The sequence below is a fragment of the Candidatus Karelsulcia muelleri genome (assembly GCF_024818015.1).
GTDB classification, from domain to species: domain Bacteria; phylum Bacteroidota; class Bacteroidia; order Flavobacteriales; family Blattabacteriaceae; genus Karelsulcia; species Karelsulcia muelleri_C.
In genome coordinates this window covers 67,678-90,478 of record NZ_CP093908.1, presented here as the reverse complement: position 1 = coordinate 90,478, position 22,801 = coordinate 67,678, and the positions used below count along the sequence as shown (strand labels likewise).

General features: G+C 27.7%; 21 protein-coding genes, 4 tRNA genes and 3 rRNA genes. 10 read left to right on the top strand and 18 right to left on the bottom strand.

Annotated elements, in window-relative coordinates; all coding sequences use genetic code 11:
* Window positions 1-7 precede the first annotated feature (7 nt).
* The gene (locus tag MP018_RS00535; RefSeq protein WP_259082827.1) at window positions 8-304 is read left to right on the top strand and encodes a ribosome-binding factor A; all 297 of its coding nucleotides are present in this window, start codon (window positions 8-10) and stop codon (window positions 302-304) included.
* Here the strand turns inward: MP018_RS00535 and MP018_RS00530 are convergent.
* Window positions 276-1,253 (bottom strand): zinc-binding metallopeptidase family protein, encoded by a 978-nt coding sequence (locus tag MP018_RS00530; RefSeq protein ID WP_259288455.1) that lies wholly within the window; start codon window positions 1,251-1,253, stop codon window positions 276-278. The genes MP018_RS00535 and MP018_RS00530 overlap by 29 nt on opposite strands.
* On the bottom strand, window positions 1,253-2,644 hold the full coding sequence (lpdA, locus tag MP018_RS00525; protein ID WP_259288658.1) for a dihydrolipoyl dehydrogenase: 1,392 nt from the start codon (window positions 2,642-2,644) through the stop codon (window positions 1,253-1,255). Before lpdA ends, MP018_RS00530 begins: the two co-directional genes overlap by 1 nt.
* A 69-nt stretch (window positions 2,645-2,713) precedes the next feature.
* On the opposite strand from lpdA, the gene MP018_RS00520 reads away from it, so the two are divergent.
* From MP018_RS00520 to MP018_RS00505, 4 genes are read left to right on the top strand one after another with little or no spacing between them, the layout of a single operon-like run.
* Window positions 2,714-3,166: a nucleotide exchange factor GrpE gene (locus tag MP018_RS00520; RefSeq protein ID WP_259082830.1), complete on the top strand. Its 453-nt coding sequence runs from the start codon at window positions 2,714-2,716 to the stop codon at window positions 3,164-3,166.
* A gap of 13 nt (window positions 3,167-3,179) precedes the next feature.
* Window positions 3,180-4,271 (top strand): DnaJ C-terminal domain-containing protein, encoded by a 1,092-nt coding sequence (locus MP018_RS00515; protein ID WP_259082831.1) that lies wholly within the window; start codon window positions 3,180-3,182, stop codon window positions 4,269-4,271.
* 2 nt (window positions 4,272-4,273) lie between these two features.
* Entirely contained in the window at window positions 4,274-5,383 is a 1,110-nt protein-coding gene (gene mnmA, locus MP018_RS00510; protein ID WP_259288657.1) for a tRNA 2-thiouridine(34) synthase MnmA, read from the top strand.
* A 30-nt stretch (window positions 5,384-5,413) separates the two neighbouring features.
* Complete coding sequence (locus MP018_RS00505; protein ID WP_259288656.1) at window positions 5,414-6,259, top strand: HD domain-containing protein; 846 nt, start codon at window positions 5,414-5,416, stop codon at window positions 6,257-6,259.
* Here the strand turns inward: MP018_RS00505 and MP018_RS00500 are convergent.
* A complete protein-coding gene (locus tag MP018_RS00500) occupies window positions 6,256-7,302 on the bottom strand; it encodes a branched-chain amino acid aminotransferase (protein ID WP_259288655.1) in 1,047 nt (348 codons plus the stop codon). The two genes, MP018_RS00505 and MP018_RS00500, sit on opposite strands and share 4 nt — an antisense overlap.
* The gene (locus MP018_RS00495; RefSeq protein WP_259288654.1) at window positions 7,302-8,126 is read right to left on the bottom strand and encodes a 2,3,4,5-tetrahydropyridine-2,6-dicarboxylate N-succinyltransferase; all 825 of its coding nucleotides are present in this window, start codon (window positions 8,124-8,126) and stop codon (window positions 7,302-7,304) included. The genes MP018_RS00500 and MP018_RS00495 overlap by 1 nt, the downstream gene beginning before the upstream one ends.
* A gap of 41 nt (window positions 8,127-8,167) precedes the next feature.
* Between MP018_RS00495 and ruvX the strand changes: the two genes are divergently transcribed.
* Both ruvX and def read left to right on the top strand, forming a co-directional pair.
* Window positions 8,168-8,563: a Holliday junction resolvase RuvX gene (gene ruvX / locus MP018_RS00490; RefSeq protein ID WP_259082836.1), complete on the top strand. Its 396-nt coding sequence runs from the start codon at window positions 8,168-8,170 to the stop codon at window positions 8,561-8,563.
* Window positions 8,564-8,568: 5 nt separating this feature from the next.
* Window positions 8,569-9,126 (top strand): peptide deformylase, encoded by a 558-nt coding sequence (gene def / locus MP018_RS00485; RefSeq protein ID WP_259082837.1) that lies wholly within the window; start codon window positions 8,569-8,571, stop codon window positions 9,124-9,126.
* Here the strand turns inward: def and rplT are convergent.
* From rplT to dnaK, 4 genes are read right to left on the bottom strand one after another with little or no spacing between them, the layout of a single operon-like run.
* Window positions 9,123-9,488: a 50S ribosomal protein L20 gene (gene rplT, locus MP018_RS00480; RefSeq protein WP_259082838.1), complete on the bottom strand. Its 366-nt coding sequence runs from the start codon at window positions 9,486-9,488 to the stop codon at window positions 9,123-9,125. The genes def and rplT overlap by 4 nt on opposite strands.
* The gene (rpmI, locus tag MP018_RS00475) at window positions 9,481-9,678 is read right to left on the bottom strand and encodes a 50S ribosomal protein L35 (protein WP_259082839.1); all 198 of its coding nucleotides are present in this window, start codon (window positions 9,676-9,678) and stop codon (window positions 9,481-9,483) included. The genes rplT and rpmI overlap by 8 nt, the downstream gene beginning before the upstream one ends.
* Before the next feature lie 6 nt (window positions 9,679-9,684).
* Complete coding sequence (gene infC, locus MP018_RS00470) at window positions 9,685-10,227, bottom strand: translation initiation factor IF-3 (protein ID WP_259082853.1); 543 nt, start codon at window positions 10,225-10,227, stop codon at window positions 9,685-9,687.
* Between the two features lie 19 nt (window positions 10,228-10,246).
* Complete coding sequence (gene dnaK, locus MP018_RS00465; RefSeq protein WP_259288653.1) at window positions 10,247-12,091, bottom strand: molecular chaperone DnaK; 1,845 nt, start codon at window positions 12,089-12,091, stop codon at window positions 10,247-10,249.
* 79 nt (window positions 12,092-12,170) lie between these two features.
* On the opposite strand from dnaK, the gene rplM reads away from it, so the two are divergent.
* The 3 genes from rplM to rpsB are packed head-to-tail and all read left to right on the top strand — an operon-like array spanning window position 12,171 to window position 13,677.
* On the top strand, window positions 12,171-12,623 hold the full coding sequence (rplM, locus tag MP018_RS00460; protein ID WP_259288652.1) for a 50S ribosomal protein L13: 453 nt from the start codon (window positions 12,171-12,173) through the stop codon (window positions 12,621-12,623).
* Window positions 12,610-13,008, top strand: coding sequence for a 30S ribosomal protein S9 (rpsI, locus tag MP018_RS00455; protein WP_259082842.1), 399 nt, complete (start codon window positions 12,610-12,612; stop codon window positions 13,006-13,008). Before rplM ends, rpsI begins: the two co-directional genes overlap by 14 nt.
* Before the next feature lie 3 nt (window positions 13,009-13,011).
* Window positions 13,012-13,677, top strand: coding sequence for a 30S ribosomal protein S2 (gene rpsB / locus MP018_RS00450; RefSeq protein ID WP_259082843.1), 666 nt, complete (start codon window positions 13,012-13,014; stop codon window positions 13,675-13,677).
* On the opposite strand, the gene MP018_RS00445 is transcribed toward rpsB, so the two are convergent.
* From MP018_RS00445 to MP018_RS00400, 10 genes are all read right to left on the bottom strand, one after another.
* A tRNA-Leu gene (locus MP018_RS00445) sits at window positions 13,671-13,757 on the bottom strand. The genes rpsB and MP018_RS00445 overlap by 7 nt on opposite strands.
* A 6-nt stretch (window positions 13,758-13,763) precedes the next feature.
* A tRNA-Gly gene (locus MP018_RS00440) sits at window positions 13,764-13,836 on the bottom strand.
* Complete coding sequence (gene mutS / locus MP018_RS00435; protein ID WP_259288651.1) at window positions 13,827-16,202, bottom strand: DNA mismatch repair protein MutS; 2,376 nt, start codon at window positions 16,200-16,202, stop codon at window positions 13,827-13,829. The genes MP018_RS00440 and mutS overlap by 10 nt, the downstream gene beginning before the upstream one ends.
* 29 nt (window positions 16,203-16,231) lie before the next feature.
* A complete protein-coding gene (gene clpX, locus MP018_RS00430) occupies window positions 16,232-17,236 on the bottom strand; it encodes an ATP-dependent Clp protease ATP-binding subunit ClpX (protein ID WP_259288650.1) in 1,005 nt (334 codons plus the stop codon).
* A gap of 6 nt (window positions 17,237-17,242) precedes the next feature.
* On the bottom strand, window positions 17,243-17,887 hold the full coding sequence (locus tag MP018_RS00425; protein WP_259082846.1) for a ClpP family protease: 645 nt from the start codon (window positions 17,885-17,887) through the stop codon (window positions 17,243-17,245).
* A gap of 84 nt (window positions 17,888-17,971) precedes the next feature.
* Window positions 17,972-18,081: ribosomal RNA gene (rrf, locus tag MP018_RS00420) — 5S ribosomal RNA — on the bottom strand.
* Between the two features lie 20 nt (window positions 18,082-18,101).
* Window positions 18,102-20,982 (bottom strand): 23S ribosomal RNA (locus MP018_RS00415).
* Window positions 20,982-21,055, bottom strand: a tRNA-Ala gene (locus MP018_RS00410). Before MP018_RS00410 ends, MP018_RS00415 begins: the two co-directional genes overlap by 1 nt.
* Before the next feature lie 10 nt (window positions 21,056-21,065).
* Window positions 21,066-21,139, bottom strand: a tRNA-Ile gene (locus tag MP018_RS00405).
* Window positions 21,140-21,196: 57 nt separating this feature from the next.
* Window positions 21,197-22,746, bottom strand: a 16S ribosomal RNA gene (locus MP018_RS00400).
* Together the 16S, 23S and 5S rRNA genes with 2 tRNA genes alongside form the textbook arrangement of a ribosomal RNA operon.
* Between the last annotated feature and the right edge of the window lie 55 nt (window positions 22,747-22,801).

The following is a 22,801-nucleotide window of genomic DNA, read 5'->3' as shown; positions in this document are numbered from 1 at the left end:
AAAAAATATGTTTAAAAATAAAAAAGCTGCCATTTTAATTAAAAAAAAATTATCGGAAATATTTAATCGTGAATTAATCTATTTTCCTTATAGGAAATTAATAATAATTACTAAAGTAATAGTAATTTATGATTTTAGTTTAGCTAAAATTTATATAAGTTTTTTTCCAAAAGAAAAAGAAAATAATCTTATAAAGATTCTTAATAATAAATCAAAATATTATAAAAAACTTTTATTTAAAAAATTAATATTAAAAAAAATGCCCAATATTCTTTTTAATATAGATGATTCTCCAAATATTTAAAATTTTCGTTAATATCTATATTTTTTAATATTTCAAACATTAAATGTATACAATTTTCTATATCTTTTTTATTAGCCATTTCTACTGTTGTATTCATATAACGAATAGGAATAGATATTAAAGCCGAAATTACACCATTATTATAATAAGCGTCAGGTAATACAAGTCTTTGAAAGGATAAATTATTTTGATTAGCAATAAAAATAATTTGTTCACGTAAATTATTGTGTATTGATGGAGAATAATTTATCACTGGTCCCAATCCGGATTTGACTTCTCCATTTATTTTTTTATCAAAAATCGAAATAGAAGTATCATGACATACATCAGTTATTATTGCTATATTAGGGTTATATATATATTGACCTACTTGAACAGAATTTCTAACATATAACCCATAAGGTAATACCACCTTTTTTTCTTTTATTAACCTCATAACTTCAGCTATAATAAATCCACCGATTTTATTAGCACGACCTACAAAATATTTATTATTCATAATAAAAAAATCATCTGGATAAGTCACCATACAACCTACATTAACCCCCAAATTTTCTACTTCTTTTTTATTAGAAGCACCTATATCTATAAATGTGGGGGTTTTATAGGGCAATAATCCATCAATAATACCATTTTTAGTATGAATATTAACACGTTTTGAATGTGTTAGTGGTCGACCTCGACCAGCTACATAGATAATTCCATCATCTGTAATATAATTAACATACCATGTCATTTCATCTACATGTGCTTCAATTACAATTTTAAACGTCTTCTTTTTATTTATAACCCCTACAACTGTTCCATAATTATCTGTTTCAATTGAGTCTGAATATTGTTCTATATATTTCATCCAAATTTTTTGAGCATCAACTTCATTTACAGTTGGAGAATAAGCATTTAAATATTTATATAGAAAATATTCTGATTTTTTACTAATTTTATACATTATATATGTATAGGTTTATTCCCTGTAGCGATTAATGCTGCTTCTTTAACAGCTTCAGTAAAAGTAGGATGAGCATATGATATTAATGATAAATCTTCAGATGAAGCTTTAAACTCCATAGCTAAAACTGCTTCAATTATTATATCTGAGACTCTAGGACCTATCATATGAATTCCTAAAATTTCATCTGTTAATTCATCAGATAATATTTTTACAAATCCATTAATTTCTCCACTAGAAATAGCTCTCCCTAAAGCTTTAATTGGGAATTTACCTATTTTATATTTTCTATCCTTTAATTCTTTCTCACTTTTTCCTACACTCGCTACTTCTGGATTTGTATAAATTACAGATGGGATTAAATTATAATTTCTCATATTTTTATTACCATATATTTTGTCTGAGACAAATATTCCTTCTTTTTCTGCTTTATGTGCTAGCATTAATCCTCCAATAACATCACCTATAGCATATATATTTTCTATATTTGTTTGTAAATTATTATTTACTAATATAAAACCTTTTTTATCTTTTTTTATGCCAAGATTTTCTAGTCCTAAATTATTTGTATATGGAATTCTTCCTATTGATAATAAACAACAATCACAGATTATATTGATCTCATCATTTTTATTTATTTTAGCATTAATTTTAACATTATCTTTAATTAGATCTATGCTTTCAACTTTTGTAGAAAGATAAAATTTAATACCATTTTTTTTTAAAATATTTTCTAATTCTTGACTTAGATCTAAATCAAGATTACTAATTATATTTTTTTCATATTCAATTATTGTTACATCTGATCCGATTTTATTATATAATGATCCTAATTCAATACCTATAACCCCACCTCCTATTATTGATAATTTTTTTGGAATATAATTAAGTGATAAAATATTTGTAGATGAAATAATTTTATTACCATCTATTTTTGCAAAGGGTAATTCCATTGGTTTAGATCCAGTAGCTATTATAGCATAAGTAAATTTTATTATCTCTATATTAGAATCTAAAATAGAAATAGTATTTTTATCTTTAAAGATAGCTGTTCCTAAATAAGTTTTAATATTATATTTAATAAATAAAGATTTTATTCCCTCACAAATTTTATTAATAATATTCTTTTTTCTATTCATCATTTTAGTTATATCTAATAATAGATTATCAAATTTGATTCCATGGTTATCAAACCTATTTTTAGCTTGATGATAGTTTTCCGCCGATGATAAAAGTGTTTTTGATGGAATACATCCTACATTAAGACAAGTTCCCCCAAAATATTTATATTTTTCTATAATAGCGGTATTAAATCCTAATTGTGAACAACGTATTGCAGATATATATCCACCTGGACCAGATCCTATTACAACAACATCATAATAATTCATATTTATTATTTGGATTTTTATTATATATATTTGTAATATAATTATAATTATAATTAAAATTTAATTTTTATGTATAAAAACAAACATGAATTAAATGAATATAATGCATTAAATAGAAAATATTTACGTCTTTTTGTAGATTTTGAAAACTTTAAAAAACGTATAAAAAAAGAAAAATTAGATATTATAAATAATGCTAATGAAACTCTTTTATTGGATTTATTATCTGTTTTAGATGATTTTTCTAGAAGCTTAAAAGAAATAAAAAAATCTAATAATGTTCCTTTAATTCAAGGAATATCTTTGATTAAAGAAAAATTTTATAAAATATTAAAAACTAAAGGCCTTAAAAAAATTAAAACCAAAAAAGGTGATGTATTTAATACAGATTGGCATGAAGCAATTACTCAAGTTAAAGCATCATTGGATGAACTAAAAGGAAAAGTAATAGATGTAATAGAAGATGGATATTATTTAAATAATAAAATCATTAGATATTCTAAAGTAGTTGTAGGCAATTAATTATTTAATTATAATGATAAAAAAAGATTATTACGAAATATTAGGTATATCTAGAGATGCATCTACTGATGAAATCAAAAAAGCTTACAGAAAATTGGCTCTAAAATATCATCCAGATAAAAATAAAGAAAAGCAAGCAGAAGAAAAATTTAAAGAAGCAGCTGAAGCTTACGATATATTAAGTAATCCTGAAAAAAAGAAACGTTATGATAAATTTGGTCATTCCAGTTCTCAAGGAGATTCTGGAGGGATGAATATGGAGGATATTTTTACAAATTTTGGAGATATATTTGGAGATGCTTTTAGTTTTTCAGGATTTAGTAATTACAAAAAAAAAAATATTAAAGGGAGTGATTTAAGAATCAAAGTTAAATTAACACTTAATGAGATATTAAAGGGAATAGAAAAAAAAATGAAAGTTCAACGCATGAAAATGGCTAAAGGGGTGGAATTGATTTTTTGTAAAAATTGTAATGGAACAGGACAAATAACACGTGTAACGAATACAATTTTAGGAATAATGCATACTACTACTACATGTAGTATATGTGGTGGTTTAGGAAAAAAAAGTGAAAGACTCCCCAAAGGAGTAAATAATCAAGGTTTAAAAAAAAAAGAAGAATTAGTAAGTATTACTATTCCTCCTGGAGTAACTGAAGGAATACAATTAAAAATATCAGGTAAAGGAAATGATGCTCCATTTGGGAATGGTATCCCTGGTGATCTTATAGTTGTTATTGAAGAAATACCTCATGAGAAATTAAAACGAGAAGGAAAAAATTTACATTACGATTTATATATATCATTTCCAGATGCGGTATTAGGTGCTTATGAAGAAGTTCCTACTGGAGATGGAAAAGCTCGTCTTAAAATAGATGCAGGAACCCAATCAGGAAAAACTCTTAGATTAAAGGGAAAAGGATTACCTTTTCTTGAAGGTTATGGAAGGGGAGATTTACTCATACATATAATTGTATGGACTCCTAAAAAATTAAATGAAGAACAAAAAAAAATGTTTCAACAAATGAAAAATGAAGAAAATTTTATTCCTCAGAAATCTGAAAAATCTTTTTTTGAAAAAGTAAGAGAAATGTTTTCATCATAAAGATGAAGAGGGTAATTGTAGGAATGTCTGGCGGGGTAGATTCTAGCGTAGCAGCTTTGTTACTAAAAAAACAAGGTTATGATGTTATTGGAATATTTATGAAATATTTTGACAATCAATGTCCTTGGAGAGAAGATAGTATAGATGCAATGTTAGTCTCACAAAGTTTAAAAATACCATTTTATATCATTGATATAACTAAAAATTATAAAAATCTAATTAGAGATTATCTCTATAAAGAATATAAAAAAGGTTATACCCCTAATCCTGATATAATTTGTAATAGTAAAATTAAATTTAAGTTTTTTTTAGAAAAATCTATTTTTTTAAAATCACATTTTATTGCAACAGGTCATTATGTAATAAAAAAAGAAGTTAATGAAAATGGTAAAATTTCTTATAAGATGAGATCTGGAATTGATGAGAATAAAGATCAATCATATTTTTTATGTCTACTTAATAAAGTTCAAATTAAAAAATCTATTTTTCCACTGGGGTGGTTAAATAAAAAAGAAGTTAGAGAAATAGCTAAGAAGTATAATTTAATTAATGCTAATAAAAAAGATTCTCAAGGAATATGTTTTATTGGAAAAATAAAATTTTTAAATTTTTTAAAAAAACAATTAGCCCCAAAAAAAGGTTTAATTATAGAAATAAATAAAAATAGTCATATTTTTAAAAAATTATTATCTCCTAATATAGAATATAAAAAAGAATATGGTCAAATAATAGGTCACCATATAGGTGCTCATTATTTTACAAAGGGACAAAGAAAAGGATTAAAAATTGGAGGATATAAATATCCACTATTTGTAATAGAAAAAGATATTAAAAAAAATATTTTATATGTAGGAATGGGAAAAAATCATCCAGGATTATATACAAAAGTAATTTGTATTAAAAATTATAATATTCATTGGATAAAAAAAATAAAAACAAAAATCAAAGTTGAATGTAGAATTAGATATAGACAAAATTTTCAAAAAGCTACTTTCTATAAAAAAAACAATGATTTCTATGTAGAATTTGAAATTCCACAATTAGCTGTTAATGGTGGTCAATTTATAGTTTGGTATCTAAATAATGAAGTAATAGGCTCTGGATTAATATGATGAAGAAAACTTTTTTAAAAAAATTATCTAATGAAAAAGAAAAAGAAAATAAATTTAAGAACTATTCGTTTTTATAATTCTAAAATCAGGATTTCTATAGAAAGAATTATATATGAATTTAATCAAATTTTATTATCTAATAAACCTTCTACAGGAATTTTTGATTTATATAAAATTGGATTATTATCAATAATCTTACCAGAAGTAATAAATCTTAAAGGTATTGAAAATAAAAAAAAATTTAAACATAAAGATAATTTTCTTCATACATTAGAAGTTGTAGATAATATTAGTATATATACTAATAATCTTTGGTTAATATGGGCAGCATTATTACATGATATAGGAAAATCTATAACTAAAAAATATATCCCAAATATTGGGTGGACTTTTCATTCACATGAATTAATAGGATCAAAAATGATTACTTCAGTATTTGAAAGACTAAAATTACCTAAAACAAAATACATGAAATATGTTAAAAATCTTATTAAATATAGCTCAAGACCTATAACTTTGATAAGTTATACAGCTACTGATTCTTCAATAAGAAGATTCTTATCTTCTGATGAGATAGAAGATTTAATTTTAATGTGTCAATCTGATATAACAACTAAAAATTATATAAAAAAAATACAATATCAAAAAAATTTGAATTTATTCAAATTAAAACTTAAAAAAGTTGAAGAAAAAGATATAAAAAAATCGTATCCTATATCAGGTTATCATCTAATGAAGATTTTTGGAATAAATCCTTGTAAAGAAATCGGTATAATAAAAAATATTTTAAAATATGCTATTTTGAATGGAATAATACCTAATAATTTTGAAAAAGCTAATCTGTTTATTCTAGAAATAGGAAAAAAAATACTTTAAAGTTTAAACCTCCATCCAAATGGATCATCAACTACATTATGTTGTATATCTAAAAGTCTTTTTTTAAAAAAAAAAGATATTCTTTTTTCAGATGAAATTTTTGGTAAATAAAAATTTTCACATCTATATCCTATTGTTTTAAAAAAATTTATAACAACTGCTGTACCACATCCAAATACTTCTTTTACTAAATTTTTACGTATATTATATATAAGTTCTGAAACCGATAAATGACATTCTTTTACTCTTATTCCTTTTTCTTTTGCTAAGGTTATAATACTTTTTCTAGTAATTCCATTAAGAATTTTTTTATTAGCTGGAGCTGTAATTAAACTATCTTTAATATAAAAAAAAACATTCATTGTTCCTGATTCTTCAATCAAAGAATGAGTTGAAGAATCAGTCCATAATATTTGATCGTATCCTTCTTCTTGTGCTATACGCGTAGGAAAGAAAGAAGATGCATAATTACCAGCAGCTTTTGTAAAGCCTATTCCACCATCAGTTGATCTACTATATTTTTGTTCTATATTAACTTTTAATGGTGTCAAATAATAATTACTTGCAGTAGTACAAATAATCATAAAAATATATTTTTTAGATGGATTTGCTGATAATCTTCCATCTGAAGCTATCAGAAAAGGACGAATATAAATCGATTGACCATAATTATTTGGAATCCAATTTTTATCTATAGACAATAATTGTTTTAATCCATATAGAAAAATAGATTTAGATATTAATGGCATTTCTAAACGTTTAGCTGAAGAATTAATACGATTAAAATTTTCCAAGGGCCTAAATAAAAATACATTTCCATCCTTATCTTTATAAGCTTTCATTCCTTCAAATATAGCTTGACCATAATGAAATACTAATGAGATAGGAGATACAGTAATCTCACCAAATTTTTTTATAATAGGATCTTCCCATTTCCCATTATTAAATTTACAATAAAACATATTATCTGAATAATTTTTACCAAAAGATATATCATTAAAATCAATGTAACTTGATTGGGAACTTTTTTCAATAATTATCATTATACTGAAATCTTATATTCTCTTAACACTTGATTTAAAGATGTTTTTTTATCAGTACTTTCTTTTCTTTTACCTATAATTAATGCACAAGGAACGTAATATGTACCTGATTTAAATTTTTTAGGATATGATCCAGGAATTACTACTGATCTTTTCGTAATTAAGCCTTTAGAGATTATTGGCTTATCATTTGTAACATCTATTATCTTCGTAGAAGAGGTTATTACTACATTAGCTCCTAGTACAGCTTCTTCTTCTACAATCACTCCTTCAACTATAATACATCTTGATCCTATAAAAGCATTATTACCTATAATAACAGGTGAAGATTGTAAGGGTTCTAATACTCCTCCTATTCCAACTCCACCACTTATATGAACTCTCTCACCAATTTGAGCGCAGCTACCTATAGTAGCCCAAGTATCTATCATAGATTCTTTTCCTATAAAGGCACCTATATTGACATATGACGGCATTAAAATTACATTTTTTGAAATATAGGATCCATATCTAGCTATAGCGGTAGGTACTACACGTACCCCAATATAATTGTTTTTTAAAGGAATTTTATCAAAAAATTTTAATGATCCAAATTCTATTAATTTCGGTTTTTTAATTTGAAAATAAATTAATATTGCTTTTTTTATCCATTCATTTATAATAAGCTTCTTTTCTTCTGAATAAGAGATTACTCTGATTTTCCCTTTATCTAAATATTCTATAACTTTTTCTACAGTAAATTTAATATCACAATGATTCAAATTGTCTTTCATCTTCCAATATGAATCTATATTTTTTTTTAAATTAAATAATATTTTTTCCATATAAAGATTTATATTTAATATAAATTATATAATTAATTTTTATGTCAAAAATATTATGTATAGATTATGGAAAAAAAAGAATAGGATTATCAATTACTAATTCTATTAGATCAATAGCATTTGGTCTAGATACAGTAAATTCAAATAATATAATTTGTACATTATATAAGTATCTTAAATCTGAAGATATAGATACTATTATAATAGGATTGCCAATAAGATTTGATAATTCTCTATTTCCACTAGAAAAAGAGATTCAAAAATTTATAAAAATAATAAATAATAAATATCCAAATTTAATAATAAAACGTATAGATGAAAGATTTACATCTAAAATTGCAAATTACTATTTAATAAATACAAATACTAGATTTAAAAAACATCTTTTAGATAAAATAAGTGCAACTCTTCTATTACAAGAATATATAAAATATTAAAAGATATGATATTACCAATCATAATTTATGGAAATTCTTTTTTAAGAAAAAAATGTATTGAGATTGATAAATCATATAAAGATCTTAATTTTTTAATTAAGAATATGTATGATACAATGTATCAGACTAAAGGAATTGGATTATCTGCTCCCCAAGTAGGTTTATCAATTCGTTTATTTATTATTGAATATAATAATTGTTTTAAACAAAAGTTTAAAAAAGTTTTTATTAATCCAATAATAATAAAAAAATATGGTTATAATTTGATCTCTAAAGAAGGCTGTTTAAGTATTCCTAATATAATAGAAAATATAAAAAGAAAAAATAATATAATTATAGAATATTATGATGAAAATTGGAAAAAAAATAAACAACATTTTAACGGTTTATTATCAATAATAATTCAACATGAATATGATCATATTGAAGGGAAATTATTTATAGATAATATTTTTATTTTAAAAAATATTTTAATAAAAAAAAAATTTAATTTAAATTATAATTTATATAAATTATATAAATTATCTAAATTCTATAAATTCTATCTTCTATCTAGAATCTAGAATCTGAAATCTGAAATATTTGAAATTTTTTTTATCATTTTCTTAAATGAAGAATTATTCTTCATAGCTAAATCTGCTAAGCATTTACGATTTAATTTAATATTATTTTTTCTAATTAAAAAAATTAAATTTGAATATGATATACCATTTTCTCTAGCTGCTGCATTAATACGTTGAATCCATAATTTTCGAAAATTTCTTTTTTTATTTTTACGTCCAAAATAAGAATATTTAAATGATTTTTCAACAGCATTTTTAGCTACTGTATATAATTTACTTCTTGCTCCATAAAATCCTTTAGCAAAATTTAAAATTTTTTTTCTATGTTTTTTTGATGCTACTGCATTTACTGATCTAGGCATTAGATAATTGTTTTTTTATATTTTTTATATCTGATTTGTGTACTCTAGAAAAGTAGGATAATCTACGTTTTCTTTTATTCTCTTTTTTAGTTAAAAGATGATTTTTAAATGATTTTTTTCTCTTAATTTTTCCATTTGCTATAAATTTAAAACGTTTTTTTGCTCCAGATTTAGTTTTTAATTTAAACATAATTAATTAATTATTTTTTTTAGGTGTTATTATTATAAACATTTTTTTCCCCTCCATGATTGGCATTTTTTCTATTTTACCAAAGTTCTCAAGAGAATTGGCACATTTTAATAAAAGTATTTTCCCTTTCTCTTTATGAATTATAGAACGACCTTTAAAAAAAATTGTAAATTTTACTTTTTCTTTAGATTTTAAAAATTTTTCTGCATGTTTTATTTTAAAAAGAGTATCATGCTCACATATTTGTGGACTTAATCTTAATTCTTTAGTTATAATTTTTTCTTGTTTAGATTTTTGATTTTTTTTCTTTTGTTCATATAAAAATTTTTTATATTCAAGTATTCTGCAGATAGGTGGATCGGTTTTAGGATTTATTTCTACTAAATCTAAACCAATATTATAAGCTATAGCTAAAGCTTCTTTTAAAGAATAAATACCATTTTTAATATTATCACCTACTAAACGTAGTTTAGTAGCAGTTATACGTTTATTAACTCTATGTAATTCCTTATAACGTTGGGAATTATTTTTTGTTTTTTTTAAAGCGATATTTTTAGATTTTTAAAAACTAACTTTTAATTTCTTCAAAATCTACATCTTTAACACTTTCATTGTTATTTTTATATATTTCTTGATATGTAGAAGACAATAAATTATTAATTTGATTAATATAATTATCTATATCAGATATCTTTTTTGAATTACGAGCATCTTTTAGATTCTTTAAATTAATCTCAAGTTTTTTTTTAGTTTCTTCTGAAATTTTCTTACCATATTCTTTAAGTTGTTTTTCAGTTTGAAAAATAATACTATCAGCAGAATTAATTTTTTCTATTTCTTCTTTTCTTTTATTATCTTTATCGGCATTTTCTTGTGCTTCTTTTTTCATTCTTTCTATTTCATTTTTGCTTAATCCTGATGAAGCTTGTATACGTATAGATTGCTCTTTCCCAGTGCTTTTATCTTTAGCTGATACATTTAAAATTCCATTTGCGTCTATATCAAATGTCACTTCTATTTGTGGAATTCCTCTAGGTGCTGGTGCAATATCTATTAAATCAAATCTACCTATTTCTTTATTGTCATTAAACATTGATCTTTCTCCCTGTCCAACACGGATAGTAACTGCTGATTGATTATCTGCAGCAGTAGAAAACATTTCTGATTTTTTAGTAGGAATAGTAGTATTTGAGTCTATTAATTTAGTAAATACTCCACCTAAGGTTTCAATACCTAATGATAATGGAGTTACATCTAATAATAATACATCTTTTACATCTCCACTTAAAACCCCGCCTTGTATAGCTGCTCCTATTGAAACTACTTCATCTGGATTGACACCCTTAGACGGAATTTTTTCAAAAAATTTCTCTACCTGTTCTTGTATCTTAGGTATACGAGTAGACCCTCCTACCAAAATGACTTCATCTATCTCTTTAGAGATTAAATTTGAAGCTTTTAAAGCGTTTTTACAAGGAGATAATGATCTTTTAATAAGATCATCAGATAATTCTTCAAATTTAGCACGGGTAAGTGTTTTTACTAAATGTTTTGGTCCAGAAGGAGTTGCAGTTATATATGGTAAATTTATTTCAGTTTTTGTACTAGATGAAAGTTCTATTTTTGCTTTTTCTGCAGATTCTTTTAATCTTTGATACGCCATAGAATCATTACTTAAATATACTCCTTGTTCTACTTTAAATTCTTTAACTAACCAATCTATAATAACTTTATCAAAATCATCACCTCCAAGATGGGTATCTCCACTTGTAGATAAAACCTCAAATACACCATCACCTAATTCCAGAATAGATATATCAAATGTTCCTCCACCTAAATCATATACAACTATTTTTTTATTTTGATTATTTTTATCTAATCCATAAGCTAATGCTGCAGCAGTTGGTTCATTTATTATACGTTCTACATTTAATCCAGCAATTTCTCCAGCTTCTTTTGTTGCTTGACGTTGAGCATCATTAAAATATGCTGGGACAGTAATAACAGCTTGTTTAACTTCATTACCAAGATAATCTTCTGCTGTTTTTTTCATCTTTTGTAAAATCATAGCAGATATTTCTTGGGGAGTATATAATTTATTTCCTATAGAAACTCTAGGAGTATCATTTTCTCCTTTTCTTATTTGATAAGGAATATTTTTTAATTCTTCAGTAACTTCTGAAAAGTTACGTCCCATAAAACGTTTAATAGAAAAAATAGTTTTACTAGGATTAGTAACAGCTTGACGTTTAGCTGGATCTCCAACTTTTGTTTCTCCTCCTTCTATAAAAGCAATTATTGAAGGAGTGGTTCGTTTTCCTTCTGAATTTGGAACTACCACTGGTGAATTTCCTTCCATTACAGAAACACAGGAATTTGTAGTTCCTAAATCTATACCTATTATTTTACTCATTTTACTCAATTATTTTAATAATATAATTTGTAATATTACAAATATTACAATATTAATATACTTTAATAATAAAATTAATGTGAATATTTTAGGATTTAAAACTTTATCAGCTACAGCTATTTTAAATAATAAATGGTTTTTATTTGATGCAGATAATAAAAAACTAGGGAGATTTTGTTCTATAATAGCAAAAATAATAAGAGGAAAAAATAATTTTTTTTTTACTCAAAATATTAATTGTGGAAATAAAATTATTATTCTTAATGCAAGTAAAATAACTCTTACTGGAAAAAAATGGAAAACTAAATTATATATTAGTCATAGTGGATATCCCGGAGGACAAAAAAAATCAACTGCAATTGAATTATTTAAAATGAATCCTTGTAAATTAATATATAAATCTATTTTAGGAATGTTACCAAAGACTTTATTAGGAAGAAAAATAATAAAAAATTTATACATCTATCCTTATGATACACATAATTTGTATAAACAAAAACCTCAAAATTTAAATATAAATGATATTTATTAAAAAGATGATTCATACTATAGGTAGAAGAAAAACTGCTGTTGCACGAATGTACATGAAGCTTGGCAGTGGTTTAATTAAAGTAAATAATCTACCTTATAAAAATTATTTTAATAATAATTTATTATTTAATAAAATCTCAAAACCATTATTATTAACATATAATAAAAATAAATTTGATTTTTATATAAAAGTTTCAGGAGGAGGAATAAATAGTCAAGCTGAAGCTATTAGCTTAGCTATCTCTAGAGCTCTTTGTAAATTTGATATTAATTATAAGCCTATTCTAAAAGAACAAAATTTACTTACTAGGGATCCAAGAATGGTAGAACGAAAAAAATATGGTAAAAAAAAATCACGTAAAAATTTTCAATTCTCAAAAAGATAATTAATGTATAATATAGAAAACTTTATTAAAGTAGGAGCACATTTTGGTCATCCAACATCAAAATGGAATCCAAATATGAGAAAGTATATTTTTATGAAAAAAGGAGGTATACATATTATAGATATTTCTAAAACTATAAAAACAATAAATGAAGCTTGTAAATTTATTAAAAATATTGTTTCTTCAGGGAAACAAATCTTATTTGTTGCAACAAAAAAACAAGCTAAAGATATAGTTTCTGAATATGCAAAAAAAGTTAAGATGCCTTATATAACAGAAAGATGGTTAGGAGGAATTTTAACTAATATGTCTACTATACGTCAATCTGTAAAAAAAATGAATATTATAGATAGGCAAAAAATAGATGGAACATATAATATGATGTCTAAAAAAGACAAATTACTTATAGTAAGATTAGAAAATAAATTAAAAAAAAATATAGGATCTATATCTAAAATGAATTCTTTACCTGCATGTGTAATAATAGTTGATGTAAAAACAGAACAAATTGCTGTAAAGGAGTGTATGAATTTATGTATTCCTATTATTGGAATAGTTGATACAAATTGTGATCCTAGAAATATAGATTATCCTATACCTGCAAATGATGATTCTTCAAAATCAATTAATTTAATAATAAGTTATCTTGCAAATTCTATACTTACCTAGAGCGGGAATTGAACCCGCACAGCTTTTTAAGAGCTACAGGATTTTAAGTCCTGCGTGTCTACCAGTTCCACCATCCAGGCTTGTTGAGCGAGAAACGGGATTCGAACCCGCTACCCCTACCTTGGCAAGGTAGTACTCTCCCAAATGAGCTATTCTCGCTTTGTATATCTCTTTATTATAGATAATAATTCATTAGCTCTATTAATAATAGAATCTGGCATACCTGCCATTTTAGCTATATGTATCCCATAACTACTAGGATTACTTACCTTATTTAATAATTTTCTTGTAAAAATGAGATTATCATCTATTGTTTTGACAGAAACACTATAATTTTTAATATTATTAATATAATTACTAATATTATTCAATTCATGATAATGAGTAGCAAATAAAGTTTTTGGCTTATGAATATTTTTATTTAAAAATTCTATTATTGACCACGCTAGAGATATTCCATCATCATTACTTGTTCCTCTTCCTATTTCATCTAAAATTAAAAAGCTTCTATCAGATAAATTATTTATTATACTCGCTGTTTCATTCATTTCCTTCATAAAAGTAGATTCTCCCATAGAAATATTGTCAGATGATCCAACTCTACTAAAGATTTTATCAACTATTCCAATAGAAGCATAACTTGCTGGAACATAACTCCCTATTTGAGCCATTAATATGATTAATGCAGTTTGACGTAAAATGGCAGATTTACCTGACATATTTGGGCCAGTAATTATTATGATTTGAGAGTCATTATTATTCATCATAATATCATTAGGAATGTAAGATTTATTATATATTTGTTTTTCTATTACAGGATGTCTACCATCTTTTATAGAAAGATTAAAAGATTCATTTAATTCTGGACAGATATAATTATTATCTATTGCACATTTAGCAAATGACATAAAGATATCTATTTCTGCAATTAATTTAGAATTATATTGTAATATATCTGTATATTTAGATATATAATCTATTAATTTAGAAAAAATATTATTTTCTATAGATTCGATCTTCTCTTTAGAAGAAAGTATTTTCATTTCATGATTTTTTAACTCATCTGTTATATACCGCTCACAATTAAATAATTTCTGTTTAAGGATCCAATGGCTTGGAACTTTTTCTTTCGAAAGACTTTTAATTTCTATAAAAAACCCAAAAATATTATTAAATAATAATTTAAGTTTTTTAATTCCAGTATTTTTTTTTTCACGTTTACATATATTATTTAGATATTCTTTACTTGAATTAAGAATTTTTCTCAATTTATCTAATTCTTTAGAAAATCCAGGTAAAATTATTGAATTTGTAGAAGACATAGATAATCTTTTTTCAATATGAATATATATATTCTCACAATTTTTAATTTCATCTGAAATATTTTTTAAAACAGAAATTTCAGATTTTAAAAGGATATTTTTGATCTCTGTAATCTGTTTTAAAGATTTTGATAATAAAATAATCTCATGAGGATTAACTTTAGAAGAAACTATTTTTGATGTTAATCTTTCAATATCCGAAATATTTTTTAATTTTTCGTTTATATCTTTATAAAGATTATTATTTCTTATAAATGAATATACTATTTTATGTCTTTTTTTTATCTCAAAAAGATTTTTTAATGGAAAAGTAATAAATTTTTTCAATAATCTTCCTCCCATAGGAGAGATAGTATTATCTAATATATTTATTAATGTTATAGCTTTTTCATTTTTTGATTTTATTATTTCTAAATTTTCTAATGTAAAATCATCTAATGAAACATATTCATTATGTAATAATTTAGTTATATTAGATATATGACTAATTTTAATATGACATATACTACAAACATAGTTTAATATTGCTCCAGCAGCAATTATTCCATTATATAAGTTTTCTATCTTAAATACTTTAAGAGAATTCGTTTTGAAATGCATTAATAAATTTTCATACGCAGATAAATAATCAAAAACCCAATCTTCCATTCCATTAGAATAATATTTATTTCCTATAATTTTTAATAAAAAAAATTTTTTCTCTTTTTTGTAAAGAACTTCATTAGGATTAATTTTTTTCAAAAATTGATCTACATAATTACTAGATCCTTCTCCTACAAAAAATTCTCCGGTCGAGATATCTAAAAACGATATACCAATATTTCTATTATCTATAGAAATAGATGCTAAAAAATTACTTTTTTTAGATTCTAAAACTTCACTATTAATAATTACACCAGGAGTTATTATTTCTGTTACACCTCTATTTATAATTTTTTTTTTACTTTGTTTTTTTTCTAATTGATCACATATTGCAACTCTAAATCCAGATTTCATTAATTTTGGTAAATAATTTTCTATAGAATGATAAGGAAATCCAGCTAATTCGATTGATGAATTTTTATTACGTTTTGCTAAAGCAATATTAAGTATTTTTGAACATTTGATAGCATCATTTCCAAATATTTCATAAAAATCTCCTACTCTAAATAATATTATAGTATCATCAGGATATTTCTTTCTTATCTCATAGTATTGCTTCATAAGAGGAGTTTTAAATGTTTTCAATTATTTTATTTAATATCAAATTTATCTATTATAAGAGATTCTATTATCAGATCTGTATTAAACAGATAATCTGTCATTATTTTTTCACAAATATTTTTTAATCCTCTTGCACCTAAACTTAATTTAATAGCTTTATAAACTATTAAATCAATAGCGGAATAAGTAAATTTTAATTTTCTTTTATCCAATAAAAATAGTTCTTTATATTGTTTTATAATTGAATTATTAGGTTCTAATAATATTCTTTTTAAAGACTCTCTTGAGAGAGAGTTTAAATTAGTTATAATCGGTAACCGACCTATTAATTCAGGTATTAATCCATATTTTTTTATATCATGTGATGATACAAAATTTAATAAATCTTTACCATCTATTTTGTTATAAACATTTTTTTTAAATCCTATAGGAGATAGATTTAATCGATTTGATATAATATTCTTTAATCCCTCAAATGCTCCTCCAGCAATAAATAAAATATTTTTAGTATTTAATTTAATTAGTTTTTGCTCAGGATGTTTTCTACCTACATTAGGTGGTACATTAACAATGGATCCTTCTAATATCTTTAATAAAGCTTGTTGTACACCTTCTCCTGAAACATCTCTAGTAATAGATGGATTCTCATTTTTTCTAGAAATTTTATCTATTTCATCTATAAATACTATCCCTTTTTCTGCTAAAGCAATATTATAATTAGCTGATTGTAATAATTTAGTTAAAATGCTTTCTACATCTTCTCCTACATATCCTGCTTCAGTGAGTGAAGTTGCATCTACTATTGTAAAAGGAACATTTAAAAATTTAGAAATCCTTTTAGCTATAAGAGTTTTTCCAGTACCTGTATCACCTATAATTAAAATATTAGATTTATCAGCCAGATCAGAATAATAAATCCTTTTATAATGATTAGAAACAGCAACAGAAATAGTTTTTTTAGCGTCTTCTTGACCAATCACATATTGATCTAAAAAATCTTTTATTTCTCTAGGAGAACTTGTATTCAGATTCATTAGTTTTTATAATAAAATTTCATCAACAATCCCATAATTTTTAGCTTCTTCAGAAGTCATCCAATAATCTCTATCAGAATCTTTTTGTACTTTTTCAAATGGTTGATTAGTATGTTCACTTATAATCTTATTAAGTTCTTCTTTTAATTTTAAAATTTCACGTACAGTTATTTCCATATCTGATGATTGTCCTTTAGCGTAACCAATAGGTTGATGAATTAAAACTCTAGAATGTTTTAAAATAGATCTTTTACCCTTTTTTCCAGAACAAAGTAAAATAGCTGCCATAGAAGCTGCTATTCCTGTACATATAGTAGATATATCTGGTTTTAAAATTTGGATAGTATCATAAATGCCTAATCCTGAATAAACACTCCCTCCAGGAGAATTAATATATATTTGAATCCCTTTATTGGAATCTAAAGATTGTAAAAATAATAATTGAGCTTGTATAATATTAGCGATTTGATCATCTATAGGTGTTCCTAAAAAAATAATTCTATCCATCATTAATCTTGAAAAGACATCCATTTGAGATACATTATACTTTCTTTCTTCCATTATGTATGGAGTCATTGAATTTATATAATTATCAATTTTACTACTATTTATAGTTTTAGCATATTTTTTAAATTCAATTGAATAATTCATGTTTATCATCAAAATAGTACTGCAAAATTCTAATTATAACTGCTTACTCTTATATTTAAAGCATTCAAAATTCTTTTTTTTAGTTTTAGGCAATGACCTACTCTTCCAGAATTACTAGTACCATCGGCGCTAACAAATTTAACTTCTCTGTTCGGAATGGAAAGAGGTGGATCCTTGTTGCTATAATCACCAATAAACTAAAAACATATTTTTCTAATATAAGCTTACGGGTAATTAGTACTACTCAGCTATGATATTACTATCTTTACACTTATAGCCTATCAACGTTGTCATCTTCAACGACCCTTAAAAGAAGCCTAATCTTGTGGTTAGTTTCGTACTTATATGCTTTCAGTGCTTATCTTATCCGAACATAGCTACTCAGCATTGCACCTGGCGATACAACTGATATACCAGAGGTTCGTCCAACCCGGTCCTCTCGTACTAGAGTTAGATCCACTCAAGCTTCTAACGCTTGCAATAGATAGAGACCGAACTGTCTTACGACGTTCTGAACCCAGCTCGCGTGCCACTTTAATGGGCGAACAGCCCAACCCTTGGAACCTTCTTCAGCTCCAGGATGTGACGAGCCGACATCGATGTGCCGAACCTCCCCGTCGATGTGAACTCTTGGGGGAGACTAGCCTGTTATCCCTGGAGTACCTTTTATCCTTTGAGCGATGGCCTTCCCATACAGAACCACCGGATCACTATGCCCTACTTTCGTACCTGTTCGACTTGTGAGTCTTACAGTCAAGCGCCCTTCTGCCATTATACTCTATACACGATTACCAAACGTGTTTAGGGCACCTTTGGAAGCCTCCGTTACTTTTTGGGAGGCGACCACCCCAGTCAAACTACCCACCACGCAATGTCCTTATCTTTTCTAAGTTAGACCCCAATTAAATAAAGGGTGGTATTTCAAGAATGACTCCACACTACCTAGCGATAATGTTTCAAAGTCTCCCACCTATACTACACATTATTTACTCAAAATCAATACGAAGCTATAGTAAAGGTTCACAGGGTCTTTTCGTCCCATTGCAAGTAATCGGCATCTTCACCGATACTACAATTTCACCGAGCTCACGGCCGAGACAGTGTCCAGATCGTTACACCATTCGTGCAGGTCGGAACTTACCCGACAAGGAATTTCGCTACCTTAGGACCGTTATAGTTACGGCCGCCGTTTACTGGGGCTTCAGTCAAAGGCTTTACAAATCTGTTAACCTCCTTCATTAACCTTCCAGCACCGGGCAGGTGTCAGACCCTATACGTCATTTTTCAATTTAGCAGAGTCCTGTGTTTTTGATAAACAGTCGCCTGGACCTTTTTACTGCGGCCCTAAAATCAGGGCAACCTTTTTCCCTAAGTTACAGGTCTATTTTGCCTAGTTCCTTAGCCGTGATTCACTCGAGCACCTTAGGATATTCACCCCAACTACCTGTGTCGGTTTTGGTACGGAATATTTAATATCTTTTTTTTAATTGTTTAGAGGTTTTTCTTGGAAGTTATTAGTCGTTCTATCCATTTTACTTATTTTAAAGTTATGGTACTCTATTTAAGTTCAGTTTAATAATACAGATTTCCTAATATTCCACCTAACAAATTTAACGTTCTATTCCAGAAAAACGCGACAGTTTCATTACTTCGTCACCTCATCACAAAAAATATTAAATATATACTATAATATTAAATAGTAACCCATCAATTACACCTTTCGGTTTCACCTTAGGGTCCGAATAACCCTCAGTTGATTAACATAGCTGAGGAACCCTTAGTCTTTCGGTGTGCAGGTTTCTCACCTGCATTATCGTTACTTATACCTACATTTTCTTTTGTAATAACTCCACTATATTTAGCAATATAACTTCTATGTTATTACAATGCTCCCCTACCGATCTTTGATCCCAAAGCTTCGGCTATATACTTATGCCCGATTATTATCCATGCTCAATAACTAAACTAGTGAGCTGTTACGCACTCTTTAAATGAATAGCTGCTTCCAAGCTTACATCCTAGCTATCTACGTCAATGAACTACGTTTCTTCAACTTAGTATATACTTTGGGGCCTTAGCTGTTGGTCTGGGTTGTTTCCCTTTCGGATATGGATCTTAGCACCCATGCCCTCACTACTATGAAACATATTATAGCATTCGGAGTTTGTCAAGAATTGGTAGACGATGAAGTCCCCTCATCCAATCAGTAGCTCTACCTCTATAATACTTTAACACAATGCTGCACCTAAATGCATTTCGGGGAGTACGAGCTATCTCCGAGTTTGATTAGCCTTTCACTCCTACCCACAGGTCATCCGAAAACTTTTCAACGTTTACCAGTTCGGTCCTCCACTATGTGTTACCATAACTTCAACCTGCCCATAGGTAGATCACCCGGATTCGCGTCTAATTCTACTGACTCATGCATATTTAATACTCGCTTTCGCTACGGCTACATAACTTCATTATTTAACCTTGCCAATAAAATTAACTCGTAGGTTCATTATGCAAAAGGCACGTCGTTACTTTTTTAAGCTCCGACTGCTTGTAAGTGTATGGTTTCAGGATCTATTTCACTCTTCTACTAGAAGTTCTTTTCACCTTTCCCTCACGGTACTAGTTCACTATCGGTCTCTGAGAAGTATTTAGCCTTGCCAGATGGTCCCGGCAGATTCAAACAGAATTTCACGTGTTCCGTTTTACTCAGGATACTAATCTGTTATCTTTTTTAATTAATAGACCGGACTATCACCTCCTATGGTTATTTTTTTCAAAATATTCTATTTTACAAGATAATCAATTTACTAGTCCTACAACACTATTATATTACTAATAGTTTAGGCTCTTCTGGTTTCGCTCGCCGCTACTCACAGAATCACTTTTGTTTTTTTTTCCTCTGGTTACTTAGATGTTTCAGTTCTCCAGGTTCCCTTCACCATTTATGAAACTGAATATTCTTATTATTCTTATTATTCAGTTAGTTACCCTATTCGGAAATTCGCAAATAAATTTCTTATTCGCAACTTATCGTCTTAAACGTCCTTCATCGTCTCTCAGAGCCAAGGCATCCACCATATACCCTTATTTGCTTAAGTGGAGGATATCGGATTCGAACCGATGACCTTCTGATTGCAAAACAGATACTCTTACCAACTGAGCTAATCCCCCTCAAGATAAGTAGTCCCGTGCGGATTTGAACCGCAGACCTCTACATTATCAGTGTAGCGCTCTAACCAACTGAGCTACGAGACTTTCAAAGCCTCCATCTTTTTTTAGAAGCTCTTTTTAGAAACAGGGGTTTTATCTAAAAACAGAAATATTCCAGCCGCACCTTCCGGTACGGCTACCTTGTTACGACTTAGCCCCAGTTATTAGACTTACCTTAGGTAGCTCCTTTTACAGACACCAACTTTAGGTCCTTCCAACTTCCATGGCTTGACGGGCGGTGTGTACAAGGCCCGGGAACATATTCACCGTGCCATGGCTGATGCACGATTACTAGCGATTCCAGCTTCATAGAGTCGAGTTTCAGACTCCAATCCGAACTGAGACCGGCTTTCTGGATTTGCTCCTGGTCACCCAGTCGCTCCCTTTTGTACCGATCATTGTAGCACGTGTGTAGCCCAAGACGTAAGGGCCGTGATGATTTGACGTCATCCCCACCTTCCTCTCGGCTTGCGCCGGCAGTCTTATTAGAGTCCCCTGACATTACTCGATGGCAACTAATAATAAGGGTTGCGCTCGTTTAAAGGACTTAACCTTACACCTCACGGCACGAGCTGACGACAACCATGCAGCACCTTGTACTCCGTCGCTTGACTAAATTGTTTCCAATTTATTCGTAGTACATTTAAGTCTTGGTAAGGTTCCTCGTGTATCATCGAATTAAACCACATGCTCCACCGATTGTGCGGGCCCCCGTCAATTCCTTTGAGTTTCAACCTTGCGGTCGTACTCCTCAGGTGGATCACTTAACACTTTCGCTTAACCACTGAATTACAACGTACAAAACCCAATAGTTAGTGATCATCGTTTACGGCATGGACTACCAGGGTATCTAATCCTGTTTGCTCCCCATGCTTTCGTGACTCAGCGTCAGTATAGGGTTAGTAACTTGCTTTCGCTATCGGTGTTCTGTGTGATATCTATGCATTTCACCGCTACACCACACATTCCAGTTACTCCAACCTTACTCTAGTTCTTCAGTATCAATAGCACTTTTAAAGTTAAGCTTTAAGATTTCACTACTGACTTAAAAAACCGCCTACGCACCCTTTAAACCCAATAAATCCGGATAACGCTTGTATCCCCTGTATTACCGCGACTGCTGGCACAGAGTTAGTCGATACTTATTCGTATATTACCTTCAATTATTTCCATAATTAGAATTTTTTATTCATATACAAAAGCAGTTTACAACCAATAAGGCTTTCATCCTGCACGCGGAGTGGCTGGTTCAGAGTTTCCTCCATTGACCAATATTCCTCACTGCAGCCTTCCGTAGAAGTTTGGTCCGTGTCTCAGTCCCAATGTGGGGGAACGCCCCTCTCAGGCCCCCTACCAATCATCGTCTTGGTAAGCCATTACCTTACCAACTAACTAATTGGACATACGCCTCTCTTATGCCATAATAAAACTTTAACAATTTTTCTTTATAAAAAATTGTATTATGAGGTATTAATCCAAGTTTCCTAAGGCTATTCCTCAGCATAAGGAAAGTTACGTATGTATTACTCACCCGTTTGCCGGTCGCCAAAAATCCATAAGTTAAACCTATCTTCTTTTTGCTGCCCCTCGACTTGCATGTGTTAAGCCCTCCGCTAGCGTTTATCCTGAGCAAGGATCAAACTCTTAATTGTTCACATTTAAACTTCAAAAAGTAATCCCCTTTCTAAAAAGAATTATTTATATTTC